The 11,864-nt window shown below is 55.0% G+C and carries 12 protein-coding genes; 8 read left to right on the forward strand and 4 right to left on the reverse strand.

Annotated features, from left to right (window positions below):
• Positions 1–103: 103 nt before the first annotated feature.
• A complete protein-coding gene (rsd, locus tag NAZ64_RS21680) occupies positions 104–592 on the reverse strand; it encodes a sigma D regulator (protein ID WP_220569494.1) in 489 nt (162 codons plus the stop codon).
• Between the two features lie 92 nt (positions 593–684).
• Between rsd and nudC the strand changes: the two genes are divergently transcribed.
• The 6 genes from nudC to NAZ64_RS21710 all read left to right on the forward strand — a co-directional run bounded on the left by nudC (position 685) and on the right by NAZ64_RS21710 (position 5,039).
• Positions 685–1,458 (forward strand): NAD(+) diphosphatase, encoded by a 774-nt coding sequence (nudC, locus tag NAZ64_RS21685; RefSeq protein ID WP_000373956.1) that lies wholly within the window; start codon positions 685–687, stop codon positions 1,456–1,458.
• A gap of 40 nt (positions 1,459–1,498) precedes the next feature.
• Positions 1,499–2,563, forward strand: coding sequence for a uroporphyrinogen decarboxylase (hemE, locus tag NAZ64_RS21690; protein ID WP_000137620.1), 1,065 nt, complete (start codon positions 1,499–1,501; stop codon positions 2,561–2,563).
• Positions 2,564–2,572: 9 nt separating this feature from the next.
• A complete protein-coding gene (gene nfi, locus NAZ64_RS21695; protein ID WP_023203719.1) occupies positions 2,573–3,244 on the forward strand; it encodes a deoxyribonuclease V in 672 nt (223 codons plus the stop codon).
• Between the two features lie 41 nt (positions 3,245–3,285).
• Entirely contained in the window at positions 3,286–3,876 is a 591-nt protein-coding gene (locus tag NAZ64_RS21700) for a YjaG family protein (RefSeq protein WP_000940094.1), read from the forward strand.
• Positions 3,877–4,062: 186 nt separating this feature from the next.
• Positions 4,063–4,335, forward strand: a complete 273-nt coding sequence (gene hupA, locus NAZ64_RS21705; RefSeq protein WP_001044509.1) for a nucleoid-associated protein HU-alpha — start codon at positions 4,063–4,065, stop codon at positions 4,333–4,335.
• 11 nt (positions 4,336–4,346) lie between these two features.
• Positions 4,347–5,039: a DUF1481 domain-containing protein gene (locus NAZ64_RS21710; RefSeq protein ID WP_001083932.1), complete on the forward strand. Its 693-nt coding sequence runs from the start codon at positions 4,347–4,349 to the stop codon at positions 5,037–5,039.
• Positions 5,040–5,080: 41 nt separating this feature from the next.
• Here NAZ64_RS21710 and zraP read toward each other — a convergent pair whose 3' ends face one another.
• Complete coding sequence (zraP, locus tag NAZ64_RS21715) at positions 5,081–5,536, reverse strand: zinc resistance sensor/chaperone ZraP (protein WP_220569493.1); 456 nt, start codon at positions 5,534–5,536, stop codon at positions 5,081–5,083.
• A 253-nt stretch (positions 5,537–5,789) separates the two neighbouring features.
• Here zraP and zraS point away from each other — a divergent pair, with 253 nt between their 5' ends.
• Positions 5,790–7,187, forward strand: coding sequence for a two-component system sensor histidine kinase ZraS (gene zraS / locus NAZ64_RS21720; protein ID WP_001526924.1), 1,398 nt, complete (start codon positions 5,790–5,792; stop codon positions 7,185–7,187).
• Between the two features lie 5 nt (positions 7,188–7,192).
• Positions 7,193–8,518, forward strand: coding sequence for a sigma-54-dependent response regulator transcription factor ZraR (gene zraR / locus NAZ64_RS21725; protein ID WP_220569492.1), 1,326 nt, complete (start codon positions 7,193–7,195; stop codon positions 8,516–8,518).
• On the opposite strand, the gene purD is transcribed toward zraR, so the two are convergent.
• The gene (gene purD / locus NAZ64_RS21730) at positions 8,515–9,804 is read right to left on the reverse strand and encodes a phosphoribosylamine--glycine ligase (RefSeq protein WP_220569491.1); all 1,290 of its coding nucleotides are present in this window, start codon (positions 9,802–9,804) and stop codon (positions 8,515–8,517) included. The genes zraR and purD overlap by 4 nt on opposite strands.
• A gap of 15 nt (positions 9,805–9,819) precedes the next feature.
• Entirely contained in the window at positions 9,820–11,409 is a 1,590-nt protein-coding gene (gene purH, locus NAZ64_RS21735) for a bifunctional phosphoribosylaminoimidazolecarboxamide formyltransferase/IMP cyclohydrolase (RefSeq protein WP_080167312.1), read from the reverse strand.
• Between the last annotated feature and the right edge of the window lie 455 nt (positions 11,410–11,864).

The following is an 11,864-nucleotide window of genomic DNA, read 5'->3' on the forward strand; positions in this document are numbered from 1 at the left end:
CTTGACGCATCACGAACGCTTTTGTGGAAAATTAGCACTCCGACAAGATAACCGCCCCTCCGAAGAGGGGGCTGAAGTAAACTACCCGTTACTCGCGCAGAACTCAAGCGGGACGTTTGACTCTGGCGCCGTCGTGCATCGCGTCAAACACCAGCATAATCAGCTTGTCTTCCAGCACAAAGCGGGCTTCCAGCGCTTCGCCGATATCTGACAGAGCTTGTTGAAATTCGAGACAATTATCGTGATCGATGGCAGTTTCCAGGCTGGTGTCGTAATAATCCATAATGCGCTGCGTATTATCTTCCAGCAGCGGCCAGATTTTTGCCGCATGTAAAAGCTGACCGTTTCCTTCCAATTTATGGAGAATACGTTCATAAATACTGAAGTGCCCGGCGGAAAGGTAATCGACCAGGCTCTGACAAAAATTATCCAGCGCTTTTTCATTCAGCCGCATGTACGATTCTTTGCCAGGCTTAATGCCAACCAGATTGTAGTAAGCCACGAGCAGGTGCTTACGTACATCCAGCCAGCGATCGACCAGTTTGTTGCTTCCGCCAACGCGCTCCGTCAGGGTTTCCAGCTGGTTTAGCATGATTGTCTCCGCAAGTTAGATAAAGGCTGCTCGCCATGAATGTAAAAATAATGTTAACAACATGCCAGTGAAGCAAAGGTAGTGCAAGAGCTATGGATCGTATAATTGAAAAATTAGAGAGTGGCTGGTGGATCGTCAGCCATGAACAAAAATTATGGTTGCCGTATGGGGAATTACCACACGGGCTGGCGGCAAATTTCGATCTTGTGGGGCAGCGCGCACTCCGGATAGGTGAATGGCAAGGCGAGCCCGTCTGGCTGGTGTTACAGCATCGACGCCATGATATGGGATCGGTTCGCCAGGTTATCGATCAGGATGCCGGGTTGTTCCAACTGGCGGGACGTGGCGTACAGTTGGCGGAGTTTTACCGATCGCATAAATTTTGCGGCTATTGCGGGCACCCTATGCACCCGAGTAAAACCGAATGGGCGATGCTGTGCAGCCATTGCCGCGAGCGTTACTACCCGCAAATCGCCCCCTGCATTATTGTTGCCATTCGCCGTGAGGATTCGATCCTCCTTGCCCAGCACGTTCGCCACCGCAACGGCGTGCATACCGTGCTAGCCGGGTTTGTTGAAGTCGGCGAAACCTTAGAACAGGCGGTCGCGCGAGAGGTAATGGAGGAGAGCGGCATTAAGGTGAAAAATCTGCGCTATGTGACTTCCCAGCCGTGGCCGTTCCCGCAGTCGCTGATGACCGCTTTCATGGCGGAGTACGACAGCGGCGATATCGTCATCGACCCGAAAGAGCTGTTGGAAGCAAATTGGTATCGTTATGACGATCTGCCGCTACTGCCGCCGCCGGGCACCGTCGCGCGCCGTTTGATCGAAGATACGGTGGCAATGTGTCGGGCTGAATATGATTGACATGTTACACTGGGCGCATCAACGCTAAAGGAATGTAAAAATGACCGAACTCAAAAACGATCGTTATCTACGTGCGCTGCTGCGCCAGCCCGTTGATGTTACGCCAGTGTGGATGATGCGCCAGGCGGGCCGTTATCTACCGGAGTACAAAGCCACTCGCGCTCAGGCGGGCGATTTTATGTCGCTGTGCAAAAATGCCGAACTGGCCTGCGAGGTCACTTTACAGCCGCTGCGCCGTTATCCGCTTGATGCGGCGATCCTTTTCTCGGATATCCTGACGATTCCGGACGCGATGGGCCTGGGGCTCTATTTTGAAGCCGGGGAAGGCCCGCGCTTTACGGCTCCTGTCACCTGCAAAGCCGATGTCGATAAGCTGCCCATTCCCGATCCGGAAGATGAACTGGGTTATGTGATGAATGCAGTGCGTACGATTCGCCGCGAACTAAAAGGCGAGGTTCCTCTGATCGGCTTCTCCGGCAGCCCGTGGACGCTGGCGACTTACATGGTGGAAGGCGGCAGTAGCAAAGCCTTCACGGTGATTAAAAAGATGATGTACGCTGACCCGCAGGCATTGCATCTGCTGCTGGATAAGTTGGCGAAAAGCGTCACGCTGTACCTCAACGCGCAAATCAAAGCGGGCGCGCAGTCGGTGATGATTTTCGACACCTGGGGCGGCGTGCTGACTGGCCGCGATTACCAGCAGTTCTCCCTCTACTACATGCATAAAATCGTCGATGGCCTGCTGCGTGAAAACGACGGTCGCCGCGTGCCGGTAACGCTGTTCACTAAAGGTGGCGGTCAGTGGCTGGAGGCGATGGCGGAAACCGGCTGCGACGCGCTGGGTCTCGACTGGACGACAGATATCGCCGATGCGCGCCGTCGCGTTGGCCATAAAGTGGCGCTGCAGGGCAATATGGACCCCTCGATGCTGTATGCGCCGCCGGCACGGATCGAAGACGAGGTAGCGACTATACTTGCTGGTTTCGGTCAGGGAGAAGGGCACGTCTTTAACCTTGGACATGGCATCCATCAGGATGTGCCGCCAGAACATGCTGGCGCATTTGTGGAGGCAGTGCACCGACTTTCTGCGCAGTATCACAGCTAAGGAGTTAGTATGGATCTCGCGTCGTTACGCGCTCAACAGATAGAACTTGCTTCATCGGTTTGCCGCGAAGATCGGTTGGACAAAGATCCGCCAGCGTTTATCGGCGGGGCGGACGTCGGTTTTGAGCAGGGCGGCGAGGTGACGCGGGCGGCGATGGTATTGCTGAAATATCCGTCGCTTGAACTGGTAGAGTACAAGGTGGCGCGTATTGCCACCACCATGCCATATATCCCCGGCTTTCTCTCTTTTCGTGAATATCCTGCGCTGCTGGCGGCGTGGGAACAGCTCTCGCAAAAGCCCGATTTGCTGTTTGTGGACGGTCACGGTATTTCGCATCCGCGTCGGCTTGGCGTCGCCAGTCATTTTGGACTGTTGGTGGACGTGCCGACCATCGGCGTAGCGAAAAAACGGCTATGCGGTAAATTTGAACCACTTTCCGCCGAACCTGGCGCACTTAGCCCCTTAATGGATAAAGGCGAGCAACTGGCGTGGGTATGGCGCAGCAAGGCGCGCTGTAATCCGCTGTTTATCGCGACGGGGCACCGGGTCAGTACTGACAGCGCGCTGGCGTGGGTACAGCGCTGTATGAAAGGGTATCGCCTGCCGGAGCCGACGCGCTGGGCGGATGCCGTCGCTTCCGGGCGTCCGGCGTTTATTCGTTGGCAAGAAATTCAGCGCTGATTCAGGTAAACTGCCGCTAATTTCCGATTCGAGATTCCATCATGTTACAAAACCCGATTCATTTGCGTCTGGAGCGGCTGGAAAGCTGGCAGCACGTTACCTTTATGGCCTGCTTGTGCGAGCGCATGTACCCGAACTACGCCATGTTTTGCAAGCAGACGGGATTCGGCGACGGACAGATCTACCGTCGCATTCTGGATCTGATCTGGGAAACCCTGACGGTGAAAGATGCAAAGGTCAATTTCGATAGCCAACTGGAGAAGTTTGAAGAGGCAATTCCGGCAGCCGACGACTATGATCTGTACGGCGTTTATCCGGCGATTGATGCCTGTGTCGCATTAAGCGAATTAATGCATTCTCGTCTTAGCGGCGAAACGCTGGAACACGCTATTGAGGTTAGTAAGACTTCTATTACTACGGTGGCGATGTTGGAAATGACTCAGGCTGGTCGGGAAATGACCGATGAGGAGCTCAAAACGAACCCTGCCGTTGAACAGGAATGGGATATTCAGTGGGAAATATTCCGACTTTTAGCCGACTGCGAAGAACGCGATATTGAACTGATAAAAGGGCTCAGGGCAGACCTGCGCGAGGCTGGTGAGAGCAATATCGGTATAAATTTTCAGCAATGACACCAGAAAACGTGATTTAACGTCTGATTTGTCGTGCCATAAGGCTTCCCTTATGCCCCCCGTCTGGTCTACATTTGGGAGGCGAAAAAAAGTGGCTATCGGTGCGTGTATGCAGGAGAGTGCTTTTCTGGCATTTCCGTCGCACTCGATGCTTAGCAAGCGATAAACACATTGTAAGGATAACTTATGAACAAGACTCAACTGATTGATGTAATTGCAGACAAAGCAGAACTGTCCAAAACCCAGGCTAAAGCTGCTCTGGAATCCACTCTGGCTGCTATTACTGAGTCTCTGAAAGAAGGCGATGCTGTACAACTGGTTGGTTTCGGTACCTTCAAAGTGAACCACCGTGCTGAGCGCACTGGCCGTAACCCACAGACCGGTAAAGAAATCAAAATCGCCGCCGCTAACGTACCGGCGTTTGTTTCTGGTAAAGCGCTGAAAGACGCAGTTAAGTAAGACGCGTAGCTGTGAACAGTTTTATCGAAGGGGCTCGTCAGCCCCTTTTGTCTGTCTGGCGTCGCGCGTTTCTGTTTTCTGGCGCGCTGTTGCTGACTGCCTGCAGTCATAACGCTTCACCGCCTCCGTTTACTGCCAGCGGCTTTGCCGGCGATCACGGCGCGGTGCGTATCTGGCGTAAAGATACGAACGATGAAGTCCATCTGCTTTCTGTTTTTAGCCCGTGGCATAGCGGCAGCACGACGACCAGCGAATATCGTTGGCAGGGTGATACGCTTTCGCTTATTGAACTCAATATTTACAGCAAACCGCCAGAACATATTCGCGCGCGTTTCGACGCTCATGGCGAACTCAGTTTTATGCAGCGTGAAGTCGGGGGGCAGAAGCAGCAGCTTTCCAACGATCAGATTGCCTTGTATCGCTATCGCGCCGAACAAATCCGTCAGACCAGCGACGCCTTGCGCCTGGGGCGGGTCATACTACGCCAGGGACGCTGGCACGCCGACCATACGGTAACCACCTGTGAAGGTGAAACGCTGAAACCGGATCTGGATTCCTGGGCAATAAGCCACATTGAGCGCCGCCAGAACCGCTCATCGGTAGAGGTGAGCGTAGCATGGCTGGAGGCGCCGGAAGGATCGCAACTTTTGCTGGTGGCGAATTCAGATTTCTGTCACTGGCAGCCGCAAGCGAAAACCTTTTGATGGAATACCGAATGGCGAAGCCGCCATTCGGCAAACATGCTTTACCAGTTTCCCATACCCATATGACCGCCGCCGCGATGATAACCGCCGCCATAGCCGCCGCAACCGCCATAGCCCATTCCTACGCCGCGTGGTATGCCAGCCTGCGCCATCGCGACATCCCGTTTCACGCGTTGCTCATCTAACTTCTGGCCTAATGACTCCATCTCTTTGGCAACCGCATTAATTTTCGCAGTATCCGGCGAACTGGCGGTCAGTAGCGCGTTGTATTCATAACGTTTGGATATCAGTTGCTGGCGCAGCGCGCTGGTCTGCGTGTAGTAGTCATCATAAATCTTCTGCGCCGTCGCCTGCTGTTCCGTAGTTAATGGGCTACCTCCCTGTTGCCACATACCGTCATTGTTGCCCCAGTGATGCCCGGCGAAGGCGGCGCCGGAGCTCAGGGCCAAAAGAGAGAGGGCGATTAGCGCGATAGCTGATTTATTGTTCCGTTTCATTTTGCGTTTTCCTGTTGCTCATCTTATCCTCTCTCTTGCATCTTCCGTGCCAGGTAACTATTCCTTGTCGGGCAGCGAGTTAACCCGCTTCAGGCGGCAAAAAGCGAGTAAAAATGACTCGCATAACCCGCCTGGCGAGTCATTTTTACCCACCCGTATCCGAAAGGGTGTGCGACAACGCGCGGTTATGCGGAGCGAAGAATGGCATGATCTCTGCTTAAATAAGGAAAATAAAAACGAGCCGGGGAAGCCTGTGAGTTTTATACGATTACATAAAGATGCCGCTGCAACGTGGTTGAGTCGGCTGTTACCTGCGGCGATCTTCATTCTGGTGGGGCTATTTTCCATTATGGTCATTCGCGACTATGGCCGTGAGAGCGCTGCCGCCAGGCAGACGCTGCTGGAAAAGGGAAATGTACTCATTCGCGCTCTGGAGTCTGGCACGCGAGTAGGTATGGGAATGCGGATGCATCACGCGCAGCAGCAGACATTGCTGGAAGAGATGGCGGGTCAGCCAGGCGTGTTGTGGTTCGCTGTAACGGATGCGCAGGGGGTAATCATCACTCATAGCAACCCTGGCATGGTGGGCAAATCGCTCTATTCCCCATCTGAAATGCATCAACTAAACCCCGGGCCGCAGGAGCGTTGGCGGCGTGTCGACGTTGCTGCTAACGGCGAGACGGTGCCTGCGCTGGAAATTTACCGTCAGTTCCAGCCGCTTTTCGGTATGAGAGGTCACGGTATGAGGGGGCACGGCATGGCGCGTAGCGCCAATGATGACGAACCAGCGAAACAAACTATTTTTATTGCCTTTGACGCCAGCGAGCTGGCCGCGACACAGGCAAGGGAGTGGCGTAATACGCTGATTGTTTTGTCTGCGTTAGCGGCGGTGCTGTTGGCAACGTTACTGGCGTTTTTTTGGCATCAGCGTTATCAGCGCTCGCACAGAGAACTGCTTGATGCAATGAAGCGTAAAGAAAAGCTGGTGGCGATGGGGCATCTGGCGGCGGGCGTCGCGCACGAAATTCGTAACCCGCTCTCGTCCATCAAAGGGCTGGCGAAATACTTTGCCGAGCGCACGCCAGCCGGCGGCGAGTCGCATGAACTGGCGCAGGTGATGGCCAAAGAGGCCGACCGTTTGAACCGGGTGGTAAGCGAATTGCTCGAACTGGTAAAGCCCGCGCATCTGACGCTCCAGACGGTTAACCTCAATGATATTATTACTCACTCCCTGAATCTGGTCAGTCAGGATGCCCAAAGCAGAGAGATTCAGTTGAGGTTCACGGCGAATGAGACGCTTAAGCGTATTCAGGCTGACCCGGACAGGCTGACTCAGGTGCTGTTGAATTTGTACCTGAACGCTATTCATGCGATTGGCCGCCAGGGAACGATTAGCGTAGAGGCAAAAGAAAGTGGGACCGACCGCGTTATCATCACTGTTACCGATAGCGGGAAAGGGATCGCCCCGGATCAGCTGGAGGCGATTTTTACACCTTATTTTACGACCAAAGCTGACGGGACAGGCCTGGGGCTGGCGGTGGTGCAAAATATCATCGAACAGCATGGCGGCGCGATTAAGGTGAAAAGTATTGAGGGTAAAGGCGCGGTCTTTACTATCTGGTTGCCAGTGATAGCGAGACAACAGGATTAACAAGGGTGATACGCGGAAAAATCGATATTCTGGTTGTGGATGATGATGTAAGCCACTGCACGATTTTACAGGCGCTGCTTCGGGGCTGGGGCTATAACGTCGCTCTGGCCTACAATGGGCATGATGCGTTGGCTCAGGTGCGTGAGAAAGTCTTTGATCTGGTACTGTGCGATGTGCGTATGGCGGAGATGGACGGTATCGCCACGCTGAAGGAGATTAAAGCGCTCAACCCTGCCATTCCGATTTTGATTATGACGGCATTTTCCAGCGTGGAAACGGCGGTAGAGGCGTTGAAAGCCGGCGCGCTCGACTATTTAATTAAACCGCTGGATTTTGACCGTCTGCAGGAGACGCTGGAAAAGGCGTTGGCGCATACGCGGGAAACGGGCGCTGAATTGCCATCGGCGTCGGCTGCGCAGTTTGGCATGATTGGCAGCAGTCCGGCGATGCAACATTTACTGAATGAAATCGCGATGGTCGCACCATCAGACGCCACGGTATTGATTCACGGAGACTCCGGCACGGGTAAAGAGCTGGTGGCGCGGGCGCTACACGCCTGTAGCGCCAGGAGCGATAAACCGCTGGTCACGCTCAACTGCGCCGCGCTTAATGAATCGCTGCTGGAGTCTGAGCTGTTCGGACACGAAAAAGGCGCGTTTACCGGCGCGGATAAACGTCGGGAGGGACGCTTTGTCGAAGCTGACGGCGGGACATTGTTTCTTGATGAAATCGGCGATATCTCGCCGTTAATGCAGGTACGTTTGCTGCGGGCGATTCAGGAGCGCGAAGTGCAACGCGTGGGAAGTAACCAGACGATATCTGTGGATGTTCGGTTAATTGCCGCTACCCACCGCGATCTGGCGGAAGAGGTGAGTGCCGGTCGCTTTCGCCAGGATCTCTATTACCGCCTGAATGTGGTGGCGATTGAAATGCCTTCTTTGCGCCAGCGTCGGGAAGATATTCCGCTACTGGCAGACCATTTTCTGCGGCGTTTTGCCGAACGTAACCGCAAAGCGGTGAAGGGGTTTACGCCGCAGGCGATGGATCTGCTGATCCACTACGACTGGCCGGGTAATATCCGTGAGCTGGAAAACGCTATCGAACGAGCGGTGGTGTTACTGACGGGAGAATACATTTCTGAACGCGAATTGCCTCTCGCTATTGCCGCGACGCCGATAAAAACGGAATACAGTGGTGAGATCCAACCGCTGGTGGACGTCGAAAAAGAGGTGATTCTGGCGGCGCTGGAAAAAACGGGCGGCAACAAAACCGAAGCCGCCCGTCAATTGGGCATTACGCGCAAAACGCTGCTGGCTAAACTCAGCCGTTAGTTCTGTTCACGCTCGATGGCGCGCCAGCCGATGTCGTTACGGCTGAAGCTGCCGTCCCAGCGGATGTCGGTCATCAGGGCGTAAGCGCGTTTCTGCGCTTCGGCCACGGTGTGGCCCAGCGCGGTGGCGCACAGGACGCGTCCGCCGCTGGTCAACACGCGGTCGTCATCGGCGAGTTTGGTGCCAGCGTGGAAGACTTTGCCGTCAGTGGAGGATTCCAGCGGCAGGCCGTGGATCTCATCGCCAGTGTTGTAGCTGCCCGGATAACCGCCCGCGGCGATCACCACGCCTAATGAAGCGCGTTCGTCCCACTCGGAGGTTTTCTCATCCAGCTTGCCGTCGCAGGCGGCCAGGCAAAGATCCACCAGATCCGATTTCATGCGCAGCATGATCGGCTGGGTTTCCGGATCGCCGAAGCGGCAGTTGAACTCGATAACCTTCGGGTTGCCCTGCTTGTCGATCATCAGACCCGCGTACAGGAACCCGGTATAGGTATTCCCTTCCGCCGCCATGCCTTTCACGGTTGGCCAGATGATGCGTTCCATGGTGCGCTGATGCACTTCATCAGTTACCACCGGCGCTGGTGAGTAAGCACCCATACCGCCGGTGTTCGGGCCAGTGTCGCCGTTGCCTACGCGTTTGTGGTCCTGGCTGGTGGCCATCGGCAGCACATGCTCACCGTCGACCATCACGATAAAGCTTGCCTCTTCGCCGTCGAGGAACTCTTCAATCACGATACGGTGGCCCGCGTCGCCAAAGGCGTTGCCTGCCAGCATGTCATGAACGGCGGCTTCGGCTTCTTCCAGCGTCATCGCCACGATGACGCCTTTGCCCGCAGCCAGACCATCGGCCTTGATGACGATCGGCGCGCCTTTCTCACGCAGATAAGCCAGGGCTGGCTCAATCTCGGTGAAATTCTGGTATTCCGCCGTCGGGATGTGATGACGCGCAAGAAAATCTTTGGTGAAGGCTTTGGAGCCTTCCAGCTGCGCAGCGCCTTCAGTTGGGCCGAAGATCTTCAGGCCAGCGGCGCGGAAGGCATCGACTACGCCAATTACCAGCGGGGCTTCCGGACCAACGATGGTCAGATCAATCTTCTCGTTCTGAGCAAAGCTCAGCAGCGCCGGAATATCGGTGACCCCAATAGCCACGTTCTGCAACGCAGGTTCCAGCGCGGTGCCGGCGTTACCCGGTGCGACAAAAACGGTATCAACCAGCGGCGACTGTGCGGCTTTCCAGGCCAGCGCGTGTTCGCGCCCGCCGTTACCAATGACTAAAACTTTCATCGTCTGCTCCCTGAATTAATGGCGGAAGTGGCGCATGTCGGTGAAGATCATCGCAATGCCGTGTTCATCGGCAGCGGCAATGACTTCATCATCACGGATAGAACCGCCAGGCTGGATAACGCAGCTCACGCCGACAGCGGCAGCGGCATCAATACCGTCACGGAACGGGAAGAAGGCGTCAGAGGCCATCGCGGAGCCTTTCACTTCCAGACCTTCGTCAGCCGCTTTAATCCCGGCGATTTTCGCGGAGTAGACACGGCTCATCTGGCCTGCGCCTATGCCGATGGTCATGTTCTCTTTGGCATACACAATGGCGTTGGATTTCACGAACTTTGCCACTTTCCAGCAGAACAGCGCATCGCGCAGCTCCTGCTCGGTCGGCTGGCGTTTGGAAACCACGCGCAGTTCAGCTTCGCTCACCATACCCAGATCCCTGTCCTGAACCAGCAGGCCGCCGTTAACGCGTTTGAAATCCAGGCCCGGAACACGCTCGCCCCACTGACCGCAGGTCAGAACACGGACGTTCTGCTTGGCTGCGGTGATTTTCAGCGCTTCTTCGCTTGCGGATGGGGCGATGATCACTTCCACGAACTGACGGGAGATGATGGCCTGCGCTGTTTCGGCATCCAGCTCGCGGTTGAAAGCGATGATGCCGCCGAACGCGGAGGTCGGGTCGGTTTTATAGGCGCGATCGTAAGCGTCGAGAATAGAGGTACTTACCGCCACGCCGCACGGGTTAGCGTGCTTGACGATTACGCAGGCTGGCTCGTTGAACTCTTTCACACACTCCAGCGCCGCGTCGGTATCGGCGATGTTGTTGTAGGAAAGCGCTTTGCCCTGAACCTGTTGTGCGGTGGCAACGGACGCTTCTTTCACATTCTCTTCTATATAGAAGGCAGCCTGCTGGTGGCTGTTCTCGCCATAGCGCATATCCTGCTTCTTAATGAAGTTCAGATTCAGCGTACGCGGGAAGCGACCGGCGGCTTCTTTGCTTTCACCGTGGTAGGCCGGAACCATGCTGCCGAAGTAGTTAGCGATCATGCTGTCGTAGGCGGCGGTGTGTTCGAAGGCTTTAATCGCGAGATCGAAACGGGTGTCGAGGGTCAGAGAACATTCGTTAGCATCCATCTCTTTAATAATGGCGTCGTAGTCGCTGCTCTTCACCACGATAGCCACGTCTTTATGGTTCTTCGCGGCGGAGCGCACCATGGTCGGGCCGCCGATATCGATGTTCTCTACTGCATCTTCTAGCGAGCAACCTTCGCGGGCAACGGTCTCGGCGAACGGATACAGGTTAACGACAACCATATCGATAGGGGCGATGTGGTGCTGTTCCATAATGGCATCGTCCTGGCCGCGACGACCGAGGATGCCGCCGTGTACTTTTGGATGCAGGGTCTTTACGCGTCCATCCATCATTTCCGGGAAGCCGGTGTAATCGGAAACTTCGGTCACTGGCAGACCTTTCTCCGCTAACAGGCGCGCGGTGCCACCCGTTGACAGCAGCTCCACACCGCGTGCGGAAAGTGCCTGGGCGAATTCGATGATACCGGCCTTGTCAGAAACACTGAGCAGAGCGCGGCGGACTGGACGACGTTGTTGCATGGTAAATCCCCTGGATTTGACGATTACAGAGAGCGTTAGCTGAATTTTTCGTGAAAAACTCAGCTAACGCCCCTTATGGGGCATTCTCATTTTGCGGCGACATTGTAACGAAAACGTTTGCGCAATGCTCGCGAATTTTTCTTTTTAAATTCTGGCCCCGCTTTTATCCCTGAAAGATCGTTTGCAGAGTGAGAAGATCCAGGAAATGAACGCGCATTTTGTGGATAAGTCTGTGCGTAAATGGGTATAACCAGGGGTTTTGCTGGGGAATGCAGCAAACAGTCATTTTTCTGCAATTTTTCTATTGCGGTCAGCAGAGAACTCCCTATAATGCGCCTCCATCGACACGGCGGATGTGAATCACTTCACACAAACAGCCGGTCGGTTGAAGAGAAAAATCCTGAAATTCAGGGTTGACTCTGAAAGAGGAAAGCGTAATATACGCCACCTCGCGA

Source organism: Salmonella sp. A1325, from assembly GCF_056991255.1.

Excerpts from the sequence above, each read along its gene's own strand:
- purH (WP_080167312.1), bottom strand. The coding sequence starts at position 11,409 with ATGCAACAACGTCGTCCAGTCCGCCGCGCTCTGCTCAGTGTTTCTGAC.
- nfi (WP_023203719.1), top strand. The coding sequence starts at position 2,573 with ATGGATCTCGCGTCGTTACGCGCTCAACAGATAGAACTTGCTTCATCG.
- NAZ64_RS21700 (WP_000940094.1), top strand. The coding sequence starts at position 3,286 with ATGTTACAAAACCCGATTCATTTGCGTCTGGAGCGGCTGGAAAGCTGG.
- rsd (WP_220569494.1), bottom strand. The coding sequence starts at position 592 with ATGCTAAACCAGCTGGAAACCCTGACGGAGCGCGTTGGCGGAAGCAAC.
- nudC (WP_000373956.1), top strand. The coding sequence starts at position 685 with ATGGATCGTATAATTGAAAAATTAGAGAGTGGCTGGTGGATCGTCAGC.
- purD (WP_220569491.1), bottom strand. The coding sequence starts at position 9,804 with ATGAAAGTTTTAGTCATTGGTAACGGCGGGCGCGAACACGCGCTGGCC.
- hupA (WP_001044509.1), top strand. The coding sequence starts at position 4,063 with ATGAACAAGACTCAACTGATTGATGTAATTGCAGACAAAGCAGAACTG.
- zraP (WP_220569493.1), bottom strand. The coding sequence starts at position 5,536 with ATGAAACGGAACAATAAATCAGCTATCGCGCTAATCGCCCTCTCTCTT.
- hemE (WP_000137620.1), top strand. The coding sequence starts at position 1,499 with ATGACCGAACTCAAAAACGATCGTTATCTACGTGCGCTGCTGCGCCAG.